Origin of the sequence: Rufibacter hautae, from assembly GCF_008271695.1 — a bacterium.
Lineage (GTDB): Bacteria > Bacteroidota > Bacteroidia > Cytophagales > Hymenobacteraceae > Nibribacter > Nibribacter hautae.
On record NZ_VKKY01000002.1, the window covers coordinates 19,406 to 40,234 of the forward strand.

Annotated in this window: 18 protein-coding genes; 11 read left to right on the plus strand and 7 right to left on the minus strand. The window is 53.0% G+C overall.

All coding sequences use genetic code 11. From position 1 onward, the window contains the following. The first annotated feature begins 230 nt into the window (after nucleotides 1–230). The 3 genes from FOA19_RS09235 to FOA19_RS09245 all read left to right on the plus strand — a co-directional run bounded on the left by FOA19_RS09235 (nucleotide 231) and on the right by FOA19_RS09245 (nucleotide 4,704). Nucleotides 231–2,585, plus strand: coding sequence for a T9SS type A sorting domain-containing protein (locus FOA19_RS09235; RefSeq protein WP_190300343.1), 2,355 nt, complete (start codon nucleotides 231–233; stop codon nucleotides 2,583–2,585). Between the two features lie 137 nt (nucleotides 2,586–2,722). Next, entirely contained in the window at nucleotides 2,723–3,943 is a 1,221-nt protein-coding gene (locus FOA19_RS09240) for a CaiB/BaiF CoA transferase family protein (RefSeq protein ID WP_149090558.1), read from the plus strand. An 80-nt stretch (nucleotides 3,944–4,023) separates the two neighbouring features. Next, complete coding sequence (locus tag FOA19_RS09245) at nucleotides 4,024–4,704, plus strand: hypothetical protein (protein WP_149090559.1); 681 nt, start codon at nucleotides 4,024–4,026, stop codon at nucleotides 4,702–4,704. 223 nt (nucleotides 4,705–4,927) lie between these two features. Here the strand turns inward: FOA19_RS09245 and FOA19_RS09250 are convergent, their stop codons facing one another. Together FOA19_RS09250 and FOA19_RS09255 are read right to left on the minus strand one after the other, a co-directional pair. Next, entirely contained in the window at nucleotides 4,928–6,829 is a 1,902-nt protein-coding gene (locus FOA19_RS09250; protein ID WP_149090560.1) for an ABC-F family ATP-binding cassette domain-containing protein, read from the minus strand. 126 nt (nucleotides 6,830–6,955) lie between these two features. Further along, a complete protein-coding gene (locus FOA19_RS09255; RefSeq protein ID WP_149090561.1) occupies nucleotides 6,956–7,348 on the minus strand; it encodes an SPW repeat domain-containing protein in 393 nt (130 codons plus the stop codon). Between the two features lie 155 nt (nucleotides 7,349–7,503). On the opposite strand from FOA19_RS09255, the gene murI reads away from it, so the two are divergent. From murI to FOA19_RS09280, 5 genes are all read left to right on the plus strand, one after another. After that, nucleotides 7,504–8,322: a glutamate racemase gene (murI, locus tag FOA19_RS09260; RefSeq protein ID WP_149090562.1), complete on the plus strand. Its 819-nt coding sequence runs from the start codon at nucleotides 7,504–7,506 to the stop codon at nucleotides 8,320–8,322. Between the two features lie 90 nt (nucleotides 8,323–8,412). Then, complete coding sequence (locus FOA19_RS09265) at nucleotides 8,413–9,063, plus strand: hypothetical protein (RefSeq protein ID WP_149090563.1); 651 nt, start codon at nucleotides 8,413–8,415, stop codon at nucleotides 9,061–9,063. Nucleotides 9,064–9,186: 123 nt separating this feature from the next. Continuing rightward, a complete protein-coding gene (locus FOA19_RS09270; protein WP_149090564.1) occupies nucleotides 9,187–10,368 on the plus strand; it encodes a glutathionylspermidine synthase family protein in 1,182 nt (393 codons plus the stop codon). Nucleotides 10,369–10,412: 44 nt separating this feature from the next. Continuing rightward, entirely contained in the window at nucleotides 10,413–11,030 is a 618-nt protein-coding gene (locus FOA19_RS09275; RefSeq protein WP_149090565.1) for a hypothetical protein, read from the plus strand. A gap of 21 nt (nucleotides 11,031–11,051) precedes the next feature. Next, nucleotides 11,052–11,582 carry a flavodoxin family protein gene (locus FOA19_RS09280; RefSeq protein ID WP_149090566.1) on the plus strand — a complete coding sequence of 177 codons (531 nt, stop codon included), beginning with the start codon at nucleotides 11,052–11,054 and terminating at the stop codon, nucleotides 11,580–11,582. Here FOA19_RS09280 and FOA19_RS09285 read toward each other — a convergent pair. Then, nucleotides 11,575–12,177 carry a DUF1801 domain-containing protein gene (locus FOA19_RS09285; protein WP_149090567.1) on the minus strand — a complete coding sequence of 201 codons (603 nt, stop codon included), beginning with the start codon at nucleotides 12,175–12,177 and terminating at the stop codon, nucleotides 11,575–11,577. The two genes, FOA19_RS09280 and FOA19_RS09285, sit on opposite strands and share 8 nt — an antisense overlap. Before the next feature lie 87 nt (nucleotides 12,178–12,264). Then, on the minus strand, nucleotides 12,265–13,002 hold the full coding sequence (locus tag FOA19_RS09290; protein ID WP_149090568.1) for an outer membrane lipoprotein-sorting protein: 738 nt from the start codon (nucleotides 13,000–13,002) through the stop codon (nucleotides 12,265–12,267). A 325-nt stretch (nucleotides 13,003–13,327) separates the two neighbouring features. Here FOA19_RS09290 and FOA19_RS09295 point away from each other — a divergent pair, with 325 nt between their 5' ends. Both FOA19_RS09295 and FOA19_RS09300 read left to right on the plus strand, forming a co-directional pair. Further along, nucleotides 13,328–14,122 carry a sulfite exporter TauE/SafE family protein gene (locus FOA19_RS09295; protein ID WP_149091877.1) on the plus strand — a complete coding sequence of 265 codons (795 nt, stop codon included), beginning with the start codon at nucleotides 13,328–13,330 and terminating at the stop codon, nucleotides 14,120–14,122. An 81-nt stretch (nucleotides 14,123–14,203) separates the two neighbouring features. After that, nucleotides 14,204–15,613, plus strand: a complete 1,410-nt coding sequence (locus FOA19_RS09300; protein WP_149090569.1) for an MBL fold metallo-hydrolase — start codon at nucleotides 14,204–14,206, stop codon at nucleotides 15,611–15,613. Nucleotides 15,614–15,969: 356 nt separating this feature from the next. Here FOA19_RS09300 and FOA19_RS09305 read toward each other — a convergent pair whose 3' ends face one another. Next, nucleotides 15,970–16,395: a DUF6640 family protein gene (locus FOA19_RS09305; protein WP_149090570.1), complete on the minus strand. Its 426-nt coding sequence runs from the start codon at nucleotides 16,393–16,395 to the stop codon at nucleotides 15,970–15,972. 255 nt (nucleotides 16,396–16,650) lie between these two features. Between FOA19_RS09305 and FOA19_RS09310 the strand changes: the two genes are divergently transcribed. Continuing rightward, on the plus strand, nucleotides 16,651–17,925 hold the full coding sequence (locus tag FOA19_RS09310) for a replication-associated recombination protein A (protein ID WP_149090571.1): 1,275 nt from the start codon (nucleotides 16,651–16,653) through the stop codon (nucleotides 17,923–17,925). Between the two features lie 141 nt (nucleotides 17,926–18,066). Here the strand turns inward: FOA19_RS09310 and FOA19_RS09315 are convergent, their stop codons facing one another. Next, complete coding sequence (locus FOA19_RS09315) at nucleotides 18,067–18,498, minus strand: response regulator (RefSeq protein ID WP_149090572.1); 432 nt, start codon at nucleotides 18,496–18,498, stop codon at nucleotides 18,067–18,069. A 50-nt stretch (nucleotides 18,499–18,548) separates the two neighbouring features. After that, nucleotides 18,549–20,798 carry a PAS domain-containing sensor histidine kinase gene (locus FOA19_RS09320; RefSeq protein ID WP_190300344.1) on the minus strand — a complete coding sequence of 750 codons (2,250 nt, stop codon included), beginning with the start codon at nucleotides 20,796–20,798 and terminating at the stop codon, nucleotides 18,549–18,551. Between the last annotated feature and the right edge of the window lie 31 nt (nucleotides 20,799–20,829).

Consider the following 20,829-nt stretch of genomic DNA (forward strand, 5'->3'; position numbering starts at 1 on the left):
TAAAGAGGATAGATTGTATTTAAGCCAAATATACTAAGTTTCAAACTGTTAATGATTGAGGCGATGACAAAACCTGTACTTTCCCCCTGATTTCTTCTCATTAAGCCCAGCACTGTAGACACTTTACGGTAAAACTGGCTTTCCCTTTTTCTCTTCCCCTCCTTGCTAGCCAAGGATATTGAATACCTGTGTCCTAGTTGCATCCTTTTACTATCCTTTATTCTCCTATCATGAAAAGAACTTTACTTTCATGGGCTGGTACCTTATTGTTTTTACTTTTTGGTTTAATTACCCAGGTACAGGCTCAGTGCTCCGGATCCAAATCTGACGAATGCTTCGATTTTAATTTCAAAGGTGTTACCAAAAACGCCAATGGAACAGTTACCCTTTCCTTCGGGTTGAAAGTAAACTGCAACCGCGACCTCAGCCATGCCTCTTTTGAACTACCCGCCGGCGCTAAAGCTATCTCTGCTAATGGTCCATCTAACGGGTACGAGAACGGAACCAACAATCCTTTCTACTCTGTAAAGTTCAACACCGGCTCAGGCTATAAGAACGGCAGAACCGCTGATTTCTCTTACACCATCTCCGCTGCTGATTTCAGCCGGATGTCTACCCTGAGAGCGGAGGCAAAAGCCTCCACTACCGTTGGGATGGTTTCCTTTGACGTGAAAGGCTGTACATCTGGCGGTGGCTCAAATGGTGGCGATAACGGCAACGGCGGCAATAATGGCGGCGGAAACGGCAATGGCGGAAACGGAAACGGTGGTGGAAACAACGGCGGCGGAAATGGTAACGGCGGTGGCAATAATGGAGGAGGTAACGGAGGTGGCAATGGCGGCAACAACTGCAACGAGTCCCAGCCAAGACCGATAGAAGGCCCTACCAGCCCTTGCCCTGGTGAAACTGTTGAATACTCCATCGCCAATAATTATACTTCCTACGCCTGGGATGTGCCAAGAGCACAAGACAATACCCCAATCAAAGGTTGGGAAATAGTAAGCGGCCAAGGCACCAACAAGGTGAAGGTGAAAGTGGGGATGAAAAACGGTACCATGAAAGTGACCGTGAACCATGCAGCCTGCGGCACCAAAGTGGCTACCCTGCCTGTGAAACCAGGCAAAGCAGTGGCAGTGTCTATCCAGGGTGATGCTAATTTCTGTGCCGGAGACGTGCTGGTTTACAGGGCCTCCGCCGGTAAAGTGAACGGAAATGGCAACGGCAACGGAAACAATAGATCATACGATTTCTCCTGGACTGTGCCCACTGGTTGGGTTATTGTGTCTGGTCAGAATACTAACACCCTTATTGTGAAAGCGGGATCAGCAGCCGGCGATGTTGCTGTCTCTGTAGCCAGTAACCCTAAAAAGAACAAAGCCATCTGTGAGGCCGGCGATGCAACTGTGGCCGTTAGGCCTAAGGCAAACTGCGGCTCCTGCGCCAAACCTGACCTTACTGTGACTTCTCCATCAATCGTGTGCTCCTCCGGCGAGAAAATCTATAAGATTGCGGTAGAAGACAGAGATCCGCTGGGTAAAGTAAAATACCAGTTCTTCCTGCCAGAAGAATTCAAGATTGTGTCTCAGGGGTATGGCTACGTGAACATCATGGTGAACAACGCCAAACCAGATTCAACCCTCTTTGTGACGGTAGTAGCCGTGAACGGAAACAACTGTGGCGCTGAGGCGGTTTGCAAACCGGTGAACGTAGAAGATTGCGGCACAAACGGTGGCTGTATCAAACCAACCGTTGCCCTGGTAGCCCCAGATTCTATCTGCAACTTAGCCGATGAGCCAACTACCATCCGTGTAGCTCAGATGCAGAATGGCGTAACCTACACCTTTGATGTGCCGGAAGGATTCATAGTTCTGGATGAAGGTCCTGGGTACGTAACCGTGGTAGCCGTGTTTGAAGAGTCTCAGTTGGGCCAACCGTACACCTTCAGGGTAACCGCCACCAATGAGTGCGCCAGCGGCGTGGCAGAAGAGTCCATCGTAGTGAAAGACTGCGGTAATGGTAACCCGCTGCCGGTAACGCTCACCAGATTTGATGGCGACTCCCGCAACGGGGCGGTAGAACTGGCCTGGAGCACAGCCTCTGAGATCAACAACGACCGCTTTGAGATTGAGCGCAGCGCCAACGGCAAAGACTTCAAGAAAGTAGGCGAGGTAAAAGGGAACGGCAACTCCTCCGCGCTGGTAGACTACGCGTACACAGACCGCGGCGCAGCCTCCGGAACCGTGTACTACCGCCTGAGACAAGTGGACTTTGACAACGCCTTTGAATACTCTAAAGTAATTGCGGTGAGCCACAATGCCGGAGCGGCAAGCCAGGCAGCGGTGAGCGTGTTCCCTAACCCGGTAACCGACGGCAGGGTAGGCATCCGCTTCCAGGAAGAAGTGAATGGCAGGGCCACCATCCGGTTAGCCGATCTGAGCGGACGGGTGCTACACAGCCAGCAACTGAGCAACGTGGCCTCAGACGTAAACTTGAACTTAACAGGATTGAACCTGAGAGCGGGTATCTACACCCTCTCCATCACCGCCAACGGTAGAAGCACCACCCAGCGGATTGTGATCAGGTAAGAATTTAAATTGGATTGATAGGATGCTAAGTAGGCAGCGATCTTTGGTCGTTGCCTACTTTTTTTATAGGCCTACCAGAGCAGGTTGGTTTCCTTTGTTCTTTTTTGCCCATTTTTGGAAAAACAGCAACAAAACCGATGGATTCAGAGAAAGGCCTTTTTCACGATTTGATGGTAGTGGAGTTTGCAAGCGTGCTGGCCGGACCTAGTGTGGGGCAGTTCTTTGCCGAACTAGGCGCCGAGGTGATAAAGGTGGAGAGCCCCAAAACCCACGGTGACGTGACCCGCCGCTGGAAACTGACTTCAGAAAATCCGTCTGCCTCCGTGTCGGCGTATTTTGCCTCAGCTAACTGGGGAAAGAAATCGGTGGCTCTGGACTTGTCCAGTGAAGAAGGGAAACAACTGGCGTACAAAATCATCGCTAAGGCCGATGTGGTGCTGGTTAGTTTTAAGCCCGGCGATGCCGAAAAGCTGCAAATGGATTACGATACGTTGTCACAGTTGAACCCCAGGCTTCTGTACGGCCACATCACCGGGTACGGGAGTGAGGTGCCCAGGGCGGGGTATGATGCCGTACTGCAGGCCGAGGCCGGCTTTATGTTCCTCAACGGAGAGCCAGACGGTCCGCCTGTGAAAATGCCGGTTGCCTTGATTGACCTATTGGCCGCCCACCAGTTAAAAGAAGGACTCCTGGCAGGTCTTTACCGAAGAGAAAAAACCGGGTTAGGCCAGTACATAGAGGTTTCGCTCCTTGCCTCAGCGGTCGCCTCACTGGCCAACCAGGCCACCAATTACCTGGTAACGGGCGTGGCTCCGCAGAGAATGGGCTCTGAGCACCCTAACATCGTACCCTACGGAACCATCTACCGCACCAGTGACGGCAAAGAAGTGGTGCTGGCTATTGGAGATGACCGGCAGTTTCAGGTGCTTTGCCAAATTTTGAGCGAGCCGGAACTGGCCCAAGATGCTAGATTTCGGACCAACCGGCAGCGGGTTTCCAACCGGGATGCCCTCCATCCTAAGCTGCAGGAACTAGTGTCTAGGCTGCCGCAGAAAGAATTGTTAAAGGCTCTGGTGGCGCAGCATGTTCCGGCCGGGGCGGTGCATTCCGTGCCTGAGGCGTTGGCCCAGCCCTTGGTGCAAAATCAGTTGTTGGCAAACGGAGAAGGAAAGCCCCAGGGAGTACGCCAGGTTGCATTTTCGGGACCAGCTTCTAGGCATTTTTCTATTTCTGAACCACCAGAACTGGGGCAGCATACCTGGCAGGTGTTGGAGGAAAAAACTGGTGTTTCTTCAGCTGAAATGCAGGAATTAGCTCAAAAGGACCTTATCTTCCCGGTCAAATCAGGAAATTTATAACCTAAAGGCCTTGCGGAAAGTACTATTAAAGATACATTGCCCAGGCTGGCGCAGCAATATGTCTTACGAAACGGTGTACTATGGAAGATAGAATTGAGACCATTTTTGAGGGGTTACGGCAGAAGTCTACCACCAAGCAAGCTATTTTCAGAAATACCCGCACCATCTTTGAGCAACTCAGAGCCTGCTCAATTGAACTGGTGGAGAACCTTAGAAAACGGATCAACGAGGTAGATTCCAACGTGGTCATTGAATACCGAAGCGTCAATGACTTTGAATTCCATATTAAGTTCTCCGGCGACCTGCTCATGTTTGTGATGCACTCCAACGTAATCACGCTGCCCGATGACCATGAACTCATGAAGAGCCGCTACGTGGACGAGGATTTCCGGCGCCGATTCTTCGGGCACATCATGGCCTACAATTTCATGGCAGACTCCATCAAATACAACCGCCTGAACGATCCCGGGTACCTGTTGGGTCGCGTGCTCATCAACATTGAGAACCACTTCTACCTGGAAGGCGTGAAGCAGCTGGACCTCACTTACAACGACATGGCCAAAAACGTGATCACTGAGGAAACCCTGCGGGTCTTCATTGAAAGCGCTATGGTAGCCTCGGTGAACAATGACCTCATTGCCCCGGATGTGGAGGAGATCAGGAAAATCACCGTAAAACAGAAACTTGAAGAGCAGCAGGTAAGCACCCCGCAAAAAGTCGGATTCTCCTTCAGCTACCAGCGCAAGCCCAATGTGTATTAGTAGCAGGTAGCACGAATCAGGTAGAAAGACGAACCCTAAAAAAAGCAACTCGGCCCGCATGGAATAAAAACCATCCGGGCCGAGCTGCTTTTGCTCGTATCAGTATAATATGATGTCCTTCTCTTGTTAAGTTAAGTATCCTGTTTCAGAGCCGATTTTGTAAAACCAGCCTTGAAACAGAGGCCTTCATCGTGAAACTTGATACGCGCTACTTGATACCGTATTAAACGATCTCAGCAAGTTCAAGCCAGCGCTCCGTTTTTGTTTCCACGGCGGTGTTGATGTCCTTGATGCGTTGGGCCAGTTCTGCCAGGCGTTTGTGGTCGGCCGCGCCGGAATTCATTTCTTCTGCTAAGGTGTCCTTTTCGGCTTCCAGGTTTTCTATTTCTTTCTCCAGTTGCTCGTATTCCTGTTTTTCCTTGAAAGAGGCTTTCCGTTTAGGCGCCGCATCAGCCGCAGGGGCAGCAGCTACGGGTGTCGGGGCAGGTGCTGCTGGGGCTTCTTTCACGATGGGTTTCACCTCATCCAGTTTCATGTTCTCGCGCTCTTTGGCCCACTCGCGGTAATCGGTGTAGTTGCCCGGGAAATCGCGGAGTTGGCCGCTTTCCTCAAACACGAACAAGTGCTCTACCAACCGGTCCATGAAGTAACGGTCGTGGGAAACGATGAGCAGCGAGCCCCCGAAATTCAGCAGAAAATCCTCCAGGATGTTCAGCGTCTGAATGTCTAGGTCGTTCGTAGGCTCGTCCAGGATGAGGAAGTTGGGGTTTTTGATGAGCACGCGCAGCAACTGCAGGCGCCGTTTCTCACCGCCGCTCAGTTTGCTTACAAACGTGTACTGCTGGGCCGGCGGGAACTGGAAATGCTGCAGGAATTGGCTGGCGGTAATCACCTCGCCGTTGCCGGTTTCCACTACCTCGGCTACTTCCTTTACCACGTCAATCACGCGCTGGTTCTCATTGAACGTGAGCTCAGACTGGGTGTAATAACCAAACACGGTGGTTTGGCCGGCGATGATCTCGCCGCTGTCCGGCGCCAATCGGCCGGTGAGCATGTTCAGGAACGTGGTTTTGCCAGCGCCGTTCGGGCCCACAATGCCTACGCGGTCTTTTTTTCGGAAGATGTAGCTGAAGTCATTCAATACGACTTTCTCCCCGAAACTTTTGCTTAGGTGGTCTATCTCCAGGATCTGGTTTCCCTGGCGGGTGCTCTTCACAGACAGTTCCAGGGAAGTGCGGGTGTCTTTCTGCGAGGTCTTGTCTTTGAGGTCATAGAACGCGTCTACCCGTGATTTGGACTTGGTGCCCCGGGCGCGCGGTTGCTTGCGCATCCACTCCAATTCTTTCTTGAGAAGTTGCTTGGCCTTACCCATCTCGGCGGCGTTGGCTTCTTCCTGCTCGGCTTTTTTCTCTACGTAATAGCTGTAGTTTCCTTTGTAGGTGTAGACCTGTCCGCGGTCCAGCTCCGCGATCTCGTTCGCCACCTGGTCCAGGAAGTAACGGTCGTGGGTCACCATGAGCAAGGTGGTCTGCTCAGTGGTCAACAGGTTCTCAAACCATTCAATGGTTTCCAGGTCTAAATGGTTGGTAGGCTCATCCAGGATCAACAAATCTGGTTCCTCAATCAAGACCCGGGCCATGGCCACGCGTTTCTTCTGTCCGCCGGAAAGGTGCTCCACTTGTACGTCCAGGTTCTGGATGCCCAGTTTGCCCAAGATTTGTTTGGTGCGCACTTCATACTCCCAGGCGTGCAGGGTTTCCATGCGCTCCATTACCTGCTGCATGCGTTTGTCAGACGTGTTGGGGTCTTCTAAACAGGCTTCGTAGTCCCTGATAGCGTCCAGTACCTCGGTTTGGCCCGAGAAAATGGCCTCTTGCACGGTGGCGCCCGCCGGAAATTCTGGTTGTTGCCAGAGGTAGCCCACTCTAATGCCTTTGCGTACGCTTACGCTGCCGTTGTCTGGCGGAACGGTGCCCGCTAAAATCTGGAGAAGGGTGGTCTTGCCGGCTCCGTTGGCGCCAATTAGCGCAATGCGCTGCCCCCGGTTAATGCCAAATATAAGATTCTGAAAAAGCCAGCGGTCGCCGTAGCTTTTAGAGATAGAGTCTGCTGAAAGGTAATTCATGGCGCAAAGGTACGCAAACAGAAAAGCGTAAACCAGAGACAGTTCAGGGAAATATGGAGCGCACAAAAAAGGCCGGGTTTTCCCGGCCTTCTCTGCTTTCTTTTTAACTCAATTTCAGCACTACCCTTAGTGGGTGTGTCCGTGGTGCATTCTAGCGTTGGTAACGGCCCCGTGGGCTGGTACTACGCGCGTCATCATGGCTTGCAATAAGATCATGATACCTACAATCAGGTGCGGCAGGTATACATACTCGTCAAAATTGAAGATCCAGGGAGAGGCGGCTAAGAAAATACCAATCAGGTAGTCCATGTTCAAGTGCATGTTAGCAGACAGGGCTCTGAAAACGCCTACTTCCCAGTTGGTCATGAGGTTCTGTAGAATAATCACGGCACCCACAATGATAGGTACCCAAGTCTCTGCTCCGCCACGGTCAAAATCAAGGATAAATGGAGCAGCAATTAAGAGTAGACCCACCAGATAATCCATGATCCCGTGGGCACGGGTTGACATTACTTTCATTTTTATTCCTCCTTTTTTAGTTTCAACTTGTATGGTCTTTTACGCCCATTTATTTTGGGTTGTTGCAGTAAAATGCATTTTAGATTTGTATTTTATGAATATAGGTGTTTTTACGGATGGCTGGTATTTACCCCATTCTGCGTAACTTTTCACACATGACGAAACCTGAGAACTGGGCCCGTCCCATTGGTATTTTTGATAGTGGTATTGGCGGATTAACCGTTGCTAAAGCCATTAAAGCCCATTTACCCGAAGAACAACTGGTCTATTTTGGCGATACCGCCCACCTGCCGTACGGCGATAAATCCACGGCCGCCATCCAGGCGTACTCCGTCAAAATCTGCGACCTGTTGATTAAACAAAATTGTAAAATAATTCTCATTGCGTGCAATTCTGCCTCAGCGGCGGCCTATGAGTTGGTGCGTGAATACGTGGGCAGCAAGGCCCATGTCTTGAATGTCATAGACCCGGTGGTGCAGTATGTGGGTGAAAGATTCTCTGAGAAAACCGTGGGCTTGATTGGTACCAAACAAACCGTGAACTCCAACGTCTACAAAAAGAAGATTGATGACCTCAACGCCGGCGTGCAACTCAAGTCGGTGGCCACGCCGCTGCTGGCGCCCATGATTGAGGAAGGCTTCTTCAACAACACCATCTCAGAGAGCGTGATACAGACGTATTTGTCAGAACCTGGGCTTTCCAACATTGAGGCCTTGATTCTGGGCTGCACGCATTACCCCTTGATCAAAGAGCAGATCACCGATTTTTACCAGGGCAGGGTAGAAGTGCTGGACGCCTCAGAGCTGGTGGCCCGCCACGTGGGCAAAGTGCTGACAGAAACCGGCATTGCCTCCAGCCGTCTGCCCGGCGAGGCCCATTTCTACGTTTCAGACTACACGGTGTCTTTTGAGGCATCCACCCAAATCTTCTTTAACCAAAAAGTCCACCTGGAGCATTATCCGCTTTGGGAGTAAGAAAAAGCCTAATTCAGCGACCAATACTATGGTTTGAGTTTTAAGCCGATTTTACAAAAACTAGCCCTAAACGGCTGCGTATCCATACTTATGAAAAAGCGCTATTTCCTCATTGGTGATTTCTCACGCAACGTGCTGTTGGTGAGTGCCGCCGCCTGCCTGGGGTTATCTTCCTGTTCAGATAACCGCTCGGCCCAGAATGAAGCCTCCACGGAGTGGAACGCCGATGAGGCCGCCCCTAAATACAGCCAGGGCGTGATCACCGAGATGACCGAGGTGAGCCCCGATAACTGGCGCATCACTGATGAGCGCCCCGCCGGCCCAGGCCAGGTGATGGCCATCCTCAAGCATAACAACGGACAGGTAGATACTTTGAAAGGTCTGGAACTGGAGCGCCAGATGCAGCAATACACCCAGGCCAATCCGGTGAACGGCTCTGGTTTCAGCATGATGAACGTGCTGATGTGGAGCAGCATTGGGTATATGGCGGGCCGTATGATGAACCCCAACCCGGCGTATTATTCCAATCCGGCTACCATGCGCCGTAACGATGCCTGGCGCCAGCAAACCTACGCCGAAAGAAGCAGGGGAGCCCAGGCTTTCAGGGGAACCACCGGCACGTACAGCCGTCCGTCCACCTCATCGGGTACCGTGCGGTCTACCCGTCCCAGCAGCAGCCGTTCCGGTACCTTCGGCAGAAGCTCAGGTGGCTTCGGCGGAAGATCTGGCTTCGGCGGTTAATCTGCTGGCCGTGCCTGTTTCTCTTTTTGACTTATGGTTTCAGGGCTGATTTCTGCAAAACGGCCCTGAAACGCTTTGCCATCAAACTTTCTTTGTCATTCATTAACCAAGCTATATCCTGTTATGCCAGAATCCGCTCTTCCTGTAAAACTGATGCCGCACCACGGCGACGTGACGAAAATGGTCCACCAGATGGGGTGGGAGTGGGTAGTGGAGGAAGAATGCCAGACCTACCTGTCCGGCGAAGCTGTGGTGCTGACCCAGGCGGCCGCCGATGAACTGTTAGAAGCCGCCTCGGCGGTGTACCAGATGATGGTGGAAGCCGTGCCGGATGATCTGCCCGATGATTTCCTGCGCAAGATCGGGATTCCGGAGAAACTGTGGCGCGCGGTGCGGCACTCCTGGAACGATGAACGCCACTGGCACATCTACGGCCGTTTTGACTTCGCGCAAACCCCGGAGGGCGTGAAGCTGCTGGAGTTCAACGCTGATACTGCCACGGCCATCCCCGAGACGGCAGTGGTGCAATGGGCCAGCCTGGCCGCCGCTGGCAAGAACGAAAGCCAACAGGCCAACGGGCTGTATGAAGGGCTGGTGGAGCAGTTCCGCACCTGGCAGGGCCTGAACCCCGAGCTGGAACCTGCCCTCCTGTTTATTTACATGCCTGATAGCAAGGAGGATTACACCAACTGCGAGGTGCTGGCGCAGGCCGCCCACGAGGCCGGTTTTGATACCTACATTTGCGCCGCCCACGAGATGCAAGTCTCTACCCTGGGCGCCGAGCGCGGCGTCTGGGCCCAGATAGGCGCCGAGCAGTGGCGTAAGTTCCCTTTCCTGTTCAAACTGGTGCCTTGGGAGCTGTTCCTGGAACTGGAGCCGGAACTCTGCACCGATCTCATTGACCTGCAGTATTCCCGCAGCGTGCTGGTTGCCAACCCGGCGTACTCGCTCCTTTTCCAGAGCAAAGGCATGTTGGCTTGGCTTTGGCAGCAGTTTCCGTACCATCCGCTGTTGTTAAGAACCGAGTTTACCTCATTTTCTGGCAAAGCCGTGGAGAAACCCATCTTCGGGCGCGAAGGCCAGAACATTCAGGTCCACGAGAACACCGATGTCTCTTCCACCACGGGTGATTACGGCTACCAACCGCACATTTACCAGGCCTGGGCCGAGCTGCCGCAGGATGCCCAAGGGTACCGCTACCAGGCCGGCGTCTTCTGGGCCGGAGAGGGAAGCGCCATCGGGTTCCGGCGTGAGCGCGGCATCATAACCAATCTTTCCCAGTTCGTGGCCCACGTGGTGGAGTAACTAAAGGTTCTTAGTACAACTTATCTCAAAAAGGAAGCATGACCGTGAGGCGATTATCTGGACTGCTGCTGCTGGTGCTGGTTTTAAGCGGGTGTGGGCATGCCGCTCAGGAACCAAAAGGACAAACATCGGAACCACCGGTAGCATTGGTGAGTACGGCTGCCCCTGCAAGCCCAGATTCCGTGGCGGCAACCCCCGGAAAGAAGAAGGCTTTTCCCGCCTACTGGGCGAAGCAGTTTGCGGGTTTGCAGTTAGACACCCTGTACCAATTGGCAGATTTTACCTCGCCCTCTTTTCTGGAAGGTGATTTCAACGGAGACAATCAGCAAGACATCGCCTTTCTGGTAAGTCATAAAAGAACCGGTGAAAAAGGGATTCTCCTTCTTCACCAAAAAACCAAGGAGTACTTTGTTTTTGGGGCGGGCCGGGAAATAGACGGAATGACCAATCTGGATTGGATTGAGGTTTTCGAGAAAATACCCAAAGGTGAAAGCGTGGCCCAAACCCTGGTAGATGAGGAAACAGGGGACATCATCGGGCCAGATTCTTTACATGCGGTTACTTTGAAAGGTGAAGGAATCGCCACCCACCTCCTGGAGGCGTGCGGAGGCGGAATCATCTATTGGAACAAGAACAAATATGCCTGGCTTCATCAGGAGTAAAGCTATTGACGTACTACTAACATGAACCAGCTTCCGCTCATTTTGCTGGCCAGTGCCCGCCGGGAAAGCGACACGAAATTGTTTCTGGAGAAGGTCTTCCAGGAGACCCCGCACCAATTGGTGGACCTGCTAGATTACACCGTGGGCTACTACCGCTATGAGCATGACTATCCGGCGGAGGACGAGTTCAACACCCTCATCAACCTGATGTTGCAGCACCAGGTGATTGTGTTGGCCACGCCGGTGTATTGGTACGCCATGAGCGCGCAGCTGAAAACCTTCTTCGACCGCCTCACCGATCTGGTCACAATGCAGAAACCTCTGGGGCGCAAACTGAAAGGCAAGACCCTTTTCCTGGTGGCTGTAGGTGCCGACGATGCGCTCCCCGATGGGTTTGAGGTGCCCTTTAAACTCACCGCCAAATACCTGGACATGAAGTACGGCGGCAGCCTTTACGCCTCTACCGAGGAGGTGGAAACGGACATTTACCACCTGGGCGACCACCGCGAGTTTCTGCGCGATATGGAGGAAGCCCAGAAGGAGACTAGCTGAATTTCTTGCCCTCCGTAATACGCTCCACGGTTTTCTGGATGCGGGAGTCACGGGTCTCGGCGCGTTTGGCTTCGTTCACCCAGCGCACATATTCCTTGCGGTGCGTGTAGGCCATTCCTTCAAACTTCTCAAGTTGCCCCGCTCCGGTTAGCGCCTGCTTCAGGTCCTCGGGGATTTCAACCACGCTGCGCTCGGTAGATTTGGCCGCGGTACCGGCCTGCAGTTGGGTGGCAGCCCGCACGTATTCCACCAGTTGGTCTTCGTTAACCTGTGCGTCTTGGGTGAACCTGATGGTGCGCATGGCCTTGGCATCCTCGCTGCTGGAGAACAACCCATGCGGATCTGGCAACAACGCCCCCTGGAAAAAAGACAGATTCACGTGCTGTTTATGCGCGCTCACGGCACACACCAACCCTGGGCCGGCTTTCTCATACACCGGCGTATTCCATTTCCAGGTGGGGGTCAAGCCCGAATCTGCGGTGGCGATGGCGTTCCTTATTTTCTCACAGATGGGTTGGGCAAACGCCGGAACCGTGGCGAAAAAGGTTTCTATTTTCTGCTCGTGCTGTTCCGGGGTCATTTTGGAAGTGGCCATGTGGTGGTGGATGAAGGGTGTTTAATATTGGAAGTAATAAGGTGATTCGATTGAAGGCTGTTTTCTGAAAATCAGGGCAAAAAGGACTTACCAGCGGGCTGCTTTGAAACCGGCCACGGTAAACAGGTTGGCAGGCAAGGTCTTGGGGAATTTTATGTTGTAGTAGACCTCGTGCATGGTGGTTTTGCCGTTGAGCGAGAAGGTGAGGTCTGTGGCTACCCAGTTGCCTTTCACGTTCTGGTAGCCTTTCAGGTCCACCACGTTGCGGCGGTCACCGGTTTGCCGAACGGTCTGCAGCACCCAGAGTTTTTCCTGGTCAATGATGAAGTGGCTGGCTTTCTCCTCCAGGCTATTCACGCCTACCACGTAGACTTTTCGGCTCTGCCAAACTGTGGCGAAGGCTTTGGAGAGGTCAATGCCGGCCTCTTGCAACTGGGCCGCGCTGCGGTCTACCGGCTGATGGTACACATCAAAGCCCAGCACCAAGACCTCGTGCACCCGGCGGGTGCGGGTTTGCAACGTGTTATCCTTGAACACAAACTGGCTGTCCTGGGCGTAGATGGCGCCATTGCCTTTCTCAAAATCCTCGAACTTGATGACCAGTCTTCCGGGCAGCGCAAGGGCTTCGTGCCAAACCTGCTCGGTAGAGTCCTGGGCGCTTTTATAGATGATGGCTTTCTGGTCAAAGGTGAAATACGGGTTGAACTTGCCCTGGTACTTGGCATGCATCTTCCTGAGGACCTCTTGGCCGGTGAGCGCCGGTGCGTTGGGCGCAAAGAGGCTGGCAAAAGAAAGAAGAAAAGGCAGCAGCAAGTGCAACAGCATAAACCAGGGCTTTAGTGGAACCCGAAAATAGAAAGATTATTCGGTTTCCGGAAAGCCTGTTTCCCGTTCGTTTTGGGTAAAACCCTCCAAAATAAGAAGCGCCGCGGTTACACCTTTGCTTTCGGGTATTTTACAGAACCCCGGCAACAGGACGGACCAGGGAAGTTCTATTCTCTGAGTGCAGCTCTGGGCCTTTTCTATGCTTCTGGCGCCTTGTTCTGTTCAGAAGAAATTAACCAAAAAACGGGCTTAAAACGGCACTATGTTTTTTGAAACTGTGATGGGTCAAAGTATCTTCTACCTTTGCTGCCGCAAACAAGCATACATGGAAATACTGGGGTACATTTCGGCAGTGTTCATAGGGCTGTCTCTGGGGCTTACCGGAAGCGGAGGCTCTATCTTAACGGTGCCCATTTTAGTGTACCTCATCGGGTTGAACCCGGTCTTGGCCACGTCTTACTCGCTGTTTGTGGTAGGGGCTACCAGTTCGGTGGGCGGTATCCGGTTTTACCGGCAGGGGCTGGTGCACCTGAGAACCTTGCTTACCTTCGGGCTGCCCTCGCTGCTGACCATTTACCTTACCCGCCTGTTCCTGTTGCCCGCGCTGCCCAACCACCTGTTGCAGCTAGGCGGGGTGGTGATCACCAAAGGTGTGGCCGTGATGGTGCTGTTTGCCTTGCTCATGGTCATTGCCGCGTACCGCATGATTCAACACAAAGAGGTGGTTTGTCCCTTAGGGCGAGAGGAGCGGGTGGGCTATGCCAAAGTCCTCACGCAGGCGGTGTTGGTAGGCCTCATCTCTGGGTTGGTGGGCGCGGGCGGCGGCTTCCTGATTATCCCCGCCCTGGTGCTGTTGCTGCGCCTGGACATGAAAACCGCCGTAGGCACCTCGTTGGTGCTCATCGCGGGGAACTCGCTGGTGGGTTTCCTGGGCGATGTGTACCAGTACCGCATTGACTGGGCTTTCCTGCTCACGTTTTCGGCCTTGTCGGTAGCGGGGATTTACGCGGGCGCGGCCTTCGCCCATAAAGTAAACAGCCGGATTTTGAAGAAGGGCTTCGGGTGGATTGTGCTGGCCATGGGTATTTTTATCCTAGGTAAGGAGTTATTGTTGAAGTAGCCCGCAGGGACGGGAGTCCTTACCTTGGGTCCGTTTTGGCCCCGATTTTGTAAAAAGAAGTAAAAACAAGTTCATCTTGCTATGAAAGTAGAACAGATTTATACCGGTTGCCTGGCGCAGGGAGCGTATTACATTGAAAGCAACGGCGAGGCCGCCATCATTGACCCGCTGCGCGAGATAAAGCCTTACCTGCTCAAAGCCGAGAAAGACCAGGCCCAGATCAAATACGTGCTGGAAACCCATTTTCACGCCGATTTCGTCTCGGGGCACGTGGATCTGGCGCAGGCCACCGGAGCCCAGATTGTGTTCGGTGCCGCCGCCCAGCCCAACTTTGCCGCCCACCTGGCCCAGGATGGCGAGGAACTGACTCTTGGCAAGGTCACCATCAAAGTGCTGCACACGCCCGGCCATACACTGGAATCTGTCACCTATTTGCTGCGCGACGAAACCGGTAAAGACTACGCCCTTTTCACCGGCGATACCCTGTTCATTGGGGATGTGGGCCGTCCGGACCTGGCCGCTAAATCTGACCTGAACCAGGAGCAACTGGCCGGCATCCTGTTCCACTCCCTGCGCACCAAGATCATGCCGCTGGCGGATGATATTTTGGTGTACCCTGCGCACGGGGCCGGATCGGCTTGCGGCAAGAACATGAGCAAGGAAACTTTTGACACGCTGGGCAACCAGAAAAGAACCAACTACGCCCTGCGCCCCGATATGACCGAAGCTGAATTCATCAAAGAGGTCACCGATGGCTTGTTGGCGCCGCCCAGCTATTTTCCGTTAAACGTGCAGCTGAACAAGCAAGGCTACGCCAACATTGAGACCGTCCTGCACCAAGGCCTGCAGGCCCTTTCCCCCGAGACGTTCGAAGCCCTGGTGAACGAGACCGGCGCTCTGGTGCTGGATACCCGAAAAGCCGCTGATTTTTCGCTGGGGCACATTCCCAACGCCATCAACATCGGGCTGGACGGCAGCTTTGCGCCTTGGGTAGGAGAACTCATCCCCGATATCCAGCAACCCATCGTTTTCCTGGCAGATGCTGGCCGAGAGGAAGAAGTCGTGACCCGGCTGGCCCGCGTAGGTTATGACAACACCTTGGGTTACCTGCAGGGCGGTTTTGCCTCCTGGCAAGCCGCCGGAAAAGAAACAGACATCTTGCCTTCTATCTCCGCCGCAGAATTTGCCCAGCGTCTGAAGAATGGTGCCGCTGTCGTGGTGGATGTCCGGAAACCTAGCGAGTTCTCCGCTGAGCACGTGGAAGGTGCCCTCAATATTCCCTTAAGCTCCCTGAATGAGCACCTGGCCCAAATTCCCAAAGAAGAAAGCGTGTACGTGCACTGCGCAGGTGGTTACCGCTCCATGGTAGCTGCCTCCATCCTGAAAGCCCGTGGTTTTGACAACCTGGTAGACGTAGCTGGCGGCTTCAAAGCCATCGCTGAGACAGACGTTCCCAAAACCTCGTTTGTGTGCCCGTCTACTTTGGGGTAGAAGTTACCTTAAGAAGTTGGGGTATCTGATTGTCCCCCTTTGAAGGGGGTAGGGGGATGATTACTCGTGCTGGTTAAATCATTCCTGAACTGTAGGGGCAATCCCTTGTGGTTGCCCTTGCGTGAGAAACGGATTACTCTGTAGTAAAATCAATCGGTACTAAACGCTGCCTTATCATCCCCCTACCCCCTTCAAAGGGGGACGGTATACGTGTGTCTTGTCGGAGTGATTATCAACCATCCAAACTACAAGCGTAAGGGCAACCACAAGGGATTGCCCCTACATTGACGTGCAGGAGTAGTAGGGCTGATTTTCTAGAAACAGCCTTAAAATAGAAGCTTCAAACTTCAGGATTTTTAGTTAGTCTCTCTCCTGGCCAGGAGATACCCGGCACCCAAAGCCGCCAGCATTACCAGGGAAAAAGGCCCTTCGTTGAGGCGGATTCTACCTACGGAGGGGATTTTCTCCGGGAACTCGGCATCCATGCCTTTAGCGCCGGGAAAGGTGAAGCTGCCGGCCTGCGCCAGGTAAAAGATGGCCGGTAGAAAAGCCGCGGTTTTTAGGTTGGTGGCAGCGTCTCCGTCTTTCTTATTAAGCAGATAGAGGCTGCTAGCGCCCAGCAAAGTCCCGGATAGGATGGTCATGGCGTCATGGAACTTGGCATGTGGAGTCCATCTGGGATTGAACAGGTGGGTTTTGTTCCAATCCATCAGGAAGCCGCCTATGGTGGTAAAGGCTGCCACAGATTGAAGGATGGTGCGTCCGGCTACAGCAGTTTTCATCTTTGTCTGGTTTTCATGGCAGGAACCCTGCGGTAGAAGATACGCAGTCCAGGCACGCTGGTTCAAGGGTAGTCAGATACAATCCTTTAACACAAAGAGAAGAATCAGCAGGACTACTATCCGGTAGGCAACCATCCGGGAAGCCGCTTTCAGGCCATTTTCTGAAAATCAGCCAGGAAACAGTGGCAGAAAGAAAGTAAATTGCCCTTCGGTTTCCTGCGTATACAGCCAGGCAAATAACCCAAACTGCTTTCCATGTTCCAAACCACCAAAGCCCCCCTGGCGGAGCGCATGCGCCCGCTCAACCTGGATCAATACGCCGGTCAGAAGCACCTGGTAGGCCCCACAGGAGTGCTGCGCCGCTACATTGAGGCCGGTATGGTGCCGTCCATGATTTTCTGGGGACCACCGGGCGTAGGCAAAACCACCTTGGCGGGCATCATTGCCGGGCAACTGAAGGTGCCGTTTGTGGCCATGAGCGCCATCAACGCGGGGGTAAAAGACATCAGGGAGGTGATTGACCAGGCCCGTCGCCGGCAAGGGACGGTGCTGTTCATTGACGAGATCCATCGGTTCAACAAGTCACAGCAGGATGCGCTGTTGGGCGCGGTGGAGAAAGGCATTGTAACGCTTATTGGGGCTACAACGGAGAACCCGTCTTTTGAGGTGATTCCCGCCTTGCTGTCCCGGTGCCAGGTCTACATCTTGAAGTCCCTGGAGAAGCAAGAGCTTACGGATTTGGTGCAGAAAGCCCTGACCGAGGACGAGATCCTGAAAAAGCAGAACATTGAGGTAAAGGAGTATGAGGCGCTGCTCACCATTTCGGGCGGCGATGCCCGCAAGTTGCTCAACCTGCTGGAGATTGTGATTGACGGCAGCGGCCTGACGGATAAACTGGAAATCACCAACGAGCTGGTAAAACAGATTGCCCAGCAGAACCTGGCCTTGTATGACAAAGGCGGCGAAGCACATTATGATATCATCTCGGCGTTCATCAAATCCATGCGGGGCTCAGACCCAAATGCCACCATTTACTGGCTTGCGCGCATGATTGAAGGGGGCGAGGACCCTAAGTTTATTGCCCGCCGGATGCTCATCATGGCTTCGGAGGACATAGGCAACGCCAACCCTACGGCTATCATCATGGCCAACGAGTGTTTCCAGGCGGTGAACGTGATTGGCTACCCCGAGTGTGACATCATTCTGTCGCAGTGCGCTATTTACCTGGCTACCTCGCCTAAAAGCAATGCAGCGTACAAGGCCATCAGAAGCGCCCGGGCCATGGTGCGGGAGCAGGGGAGTCCGCCGGTACCCTTGCATCTGCGCAATGCGCCCACCAAGCTCATGAAAGAAATCGGTTACGGAAACGAGTACAAGTACGCCCATGACTACGAAGGCAACTTCGTGCCGCAGGATTTCCTGCCGGATGATCTAAAGGGCACCATTTTCTTCAACCCCGGTAACAACGCCCGCGAAAACGAGATGCGCAAGAACCTGCGTAACCAGTGGGGCGAATGGTATAACTATTAGTAGGGGCAATCCCTTGTGGTTGCCCTTTGCTTCAAAATTGTTAAGGGCAACCACAAGGGATTGCCCCTACAAAGGCGAATAAAACAGAAGCGGGCATTCCATCAGATTGCCCGCTTCTGTTTTAGAGCTGTTTTTGTAAAACTAGGCCAAAAGATTCAGCAGAACTTCTTTGGTAACCGGTTTGGTGAGGAAACCCGCAATGGGGTATTTGGCGGACCGTTCTTTGTCGGCGGGGTTAAGGGAGCTGCTGCACATGTACACTTTGCTTTGGCCCAGGTCAATCTTACCCGTTTGGGAAATTTGCTCCAGAAACTCAAAGCCGTCCATGACGGGCATTCTAATGTCCACAAAGATCAGGGCGGGGAGTTTTTTCTCACCGGTGGCAGCGAGTTCCTCTAGTTTGTCTATGGCTTCGCGGCCGTTGCGGGCGGTGATGATCTCTTTTCCTAAGCCGGCTTTCTTCAGGTTTATCTTGGAGATAAAGATCCAGTTGTCGTCATCATCTACCACCATGACGCTTTCAATGTGTTGCAATTTGTCCGGGTTTGCGCCCGTTGCTTTCCGCTCCTCCATCTTTTAGGGGGGTAATGGTAACCTATTTGTTCAACAAAGATAGTAAGGTTTTAGTCAGCTACCGGCAGGTACACCCTGAACTCGGTGCCTTGGCCTTCTTTGCTATCAACCTCAATCCTGCCCTTATTGTTTTCCACTATGCGCTTCACCATGAACAGCCCTACGCCGGTGCCCTCCACGTGGTCATGGAAACGCCGGAACATGGTGAACAGCTGTTCCTGCTGGTGCGCGGGCAAGCCTAACCCGTTGTCTTTCATCTCTAAGACAACATGCTGCTCTTCTAACCGCGTCTGAATCTGGATGCTGCATTCCCGGTCTGGGGATTGGTATTTGAGGGCATTGCTGAGCAGGTTGTACAAGATGCTTCTGAAGTTCTTCTTAGAAAACCGGAGCTGCGGCACCTGGAAATTAGTGTGGATGTGGCAGGGTTGGGTGCTGTTGGAGGCCACCAGGTCTGCCTTGATGTCTTCGTACACCTCCTGCACGTTTATGGATTCTTCCAGCAGGTTCTCAGGGTTCGTGTTCTGCAGTCTGCTGATGTTAGTGAGGTCCTGGATGGTGCGTTGCAGGCGGCTCATGGAGGTGATGACCCGGTTCAAAATGCTTTCTGTCTCAGAATTCAAGCAATCTGTGTCGGTTAGTTCGTCTTTCAGGAAGCCTATCAGGGCTTCAATGGTGGTGATGGGGGAGCGCAGGTCATGCGAGGCGGTATAGACAAAGTTATCCAGGTCGGTGTTGGTCCTGACCAGCTGGGTGTTCTTCTGGGCCAGGGCTTCTTCGGCCTGTTTCAGGTCAGTGATGTCAATGGAAGAACCGATGTAGCTGTAAATGTCACCATTAGGCAGATAGCTGGGCGCACCCTGTGAAAGCAGCCACCGGTACACGCCGTCTTGCCGGCGCATGCGGTGTTCAATGGTGAAAATGCCTTGGTTCTGGATAGCCCCACCCAGGGTTTTTATGGCTATGTTTACGTCATCTGGGTGCACATACGGTATCCAGTTGTCCCGGAGTGCGGTCTCATACCCAATGCCTAAGAAAGATAAAAAGGAGGTATTGACATACGTGAGTTCAGCCTCTGGGCTAATGGCCCACACCATGTTAGGGGCGGCGTCTGCCATAATCCTGAACCGTTCTTCGCTCTCTTTTAAGGCCGCTTCCATTTCTTTGCGGACCGTAATGTCTCTGGTGATGGCCAACAGATGGGGTTCCCCATCCAGCAGTAGCCCCACTACCCTGGCTTCTACCGGAAAAATGTGCCCATCTTTTCTTCTGTGCAGAGTTTCAAACTGCGGAATGGTTTCTTTCTGCGCTTTGGCGAAAAGCTGCTTGAACATGTCCTCCTGGTACACCGGGTCTACCGCAGGCACCCGCAAACCTGGGGCTTCTTTTTCTGAGTAACCCCAGATTTCCAGGGCATTTTTATTCAAGTAGGCAAATGAACCGTCTTCCCGCATCAACACAAAGGAATCCTGGGCCTGGTCTGCCATGAACTTGAACCGCCTTAATTCTTCCTGGCTGGCTTCTACCTTTTGGCGGGCCAGTACCTGCTCGGTTACGTCCTGGGCTACATGAATTACCCCGGTTATTTTCCCGGCTTCAATTAGCGGGGTATAGGATACATTTACGTAATGCTTTTTCAGGATATCGCCCTCCTGTAAGTCTACCGGCACTTCATTGCCTCTGAAAGCGTCACCAGTTTGTACCACGTTTTTGGCAATGGCCAGAATGGGTTGGTTTTCTACCTCGGGCAAAACGTCTATCATCTTCTTGCCAAGCACCTCCTCTGTTTTCTCTTTGCCCATGAGGCGCACCATGGGGGCATTGACACTTTCAATCACCACATCGGCGCCCCGGGTTAACGCAAAGGCCACCGGCGCCTGTTCTACCATGTGCCGGAAACGTGATTCTGTTTCTTCTATTTTATGGCTGGTAAGTACCTGATCGGTGATGTCTGAGGTGGAGTGAATCAGGTAGCGTACTTCTCCTTCTTCATTTAGAACCGGCTTGTTGCAGGCAGCCCAGTACCGCTCCTCAAATTGGCCGTCTATGTTGGGTACGTCATAGCGCACAATGGGCATATGGTCTGGCTTCTTTGAAGCCAAGGCTTTATGGAAAGACTCTTTTAACGTAGAAGGTCCTGTGGCCGCATTTTCCTGGGGGTTTTCAGGAAATACCTCAAAAACACTTCTGCCTATTACGTGATGCCTTTCTTTGCCCGCGGTGTGGAGAAAATCATCACTTACTTCCAGAATGGTGAAATGCGGAGGATTGGGCTGTGCTACCAGAAAACTGCCCGGCATGGCTTTAAATATCGTTTTATAGTCTAATGCA

Excerpts from the sequence above, each read along its gene's own strand:
- FOA19_RS09265 (WP_149090563.1), top strand. The coding sequence starts at position 8,413 with ATGAAAAAGCGCTATTTCCTCATTGGTGATTTCTCACGCAACGTGCTG.
- murI (WP_149090562.1), top strand. The coding sequence starts at position 7,504 with ATGACGAAACCTGAGAACTGGGCCCGTCCCATTGGTATTTTTGATAGT.
- FOA19_RS09285 (WP_149090567.1), bottom strand. The coding sequence starts at position 12,177 with ATGGCCACTTCCAAAATGACCCCGGAACAGCACGAGCAGAAAATAGAA.
- FOA19_RS09320 (WP_190300344.1), bottom strand. The coding sequence starts at position 20,798 with ATGCCGGGCAGTTTTCTGGTAGCACAGCCCAATCCTCCGCATTTCACC.
- FOA19_RS09280 (WP_149090566.1), top strand. The coding sequence starts at position 11,052 with ATGAACCAGCTTCCGCTCATTTTGCTGGCCAGTGCCCGCCGGGAAAGC.
- FOA19_RS09245 (WP_149090559.1), top strand. The coding sequence starts at position 4,024 with ATGGAAGATAGAATTGAGACCATTTTTGAGGGGTTACGGCAGAAGTCT.
- FOA19_RS09250 (WP_149090560.1), bottom strand. The coding sequence starts at position 6,829 with ATGAATTACCTTTCAGCAGACTCTATCTCTAAAAGCTACGGCGACCGC.
- FOA19_RS09295 (WP_149091877.1), top strand. The coding sequence starts at position 13,328 with ATGGAAATACTGGGGTACATTTCGGCAGTGTTCATAGGGCTGTCTCTG.
- FOA19_RS09300 (WP_149090569.1), top strand. The coding sequence starts at position 14,204 with ATGAAAGTAGAACAGATTTATACCGGTTGCCTGGCGCAGGGAGCGTAT.
- FOA19_RS09235 (WP_190300343.1), top strand. The coding sequence starts at position 231 with ATGAAAAGAACTTTACTTTCATGGGCTGGTACCTTATTGTTTTTACTT.
- FOA19_RS09305 (WP_149090570.1), bottom strand. The coding sequence starts at position 16,395 with ATGAAAACTGCTGTAGCCGGACGCACCATCCTTCAATCTGTGGCAGCC.
- FOA19_RS09290 (WP_149090568.1), bottom strand. The coding sequence starts at position 13,002 with ATGCTGTTGCACTTGCTGCTGCCTTTTCTTCTTTCTTTTGCCAGCCTC.
- FOA19_RS09270 (WP_149090564.1), top strand. The coding sequence starts at position 9,187 with ATGCCAGAATCCGCTCTTCCTGTAAAACTGATGCCGCACCACGGCGAC.
- FOA19_RS09315 (WP_149090572.1), bottom strand. The coding sequence starts at position 18,498 with ATGGAGGAGCGGAAAGCAACGGGCGCAAACCCGGACAAATTGCAACAC.
- FOA19_RS09255 (WP_149090561.1), bottom strand. The coding sequence starts at position 7,348 with ATGAAAGTAATGTCAACCCGTGCCCACGGGATCATGGATTATCTGGTG.
- FOA19_RS09310 (WP_149090571.1), top strand. The coding sequence starts at position 16,651 with ATGTTCCAAACCACCAAAGCCCCCCTGGCGGAGCGCATGCGCCCGCTC.
- FOA19_RS09240 (WP_149090558.1), top strand. The coding sequence starts at position 2,723 with ATGGATTCAGAGAAAGGCCTTTTTCACGATTTGATGGTAGTGGAGTTT.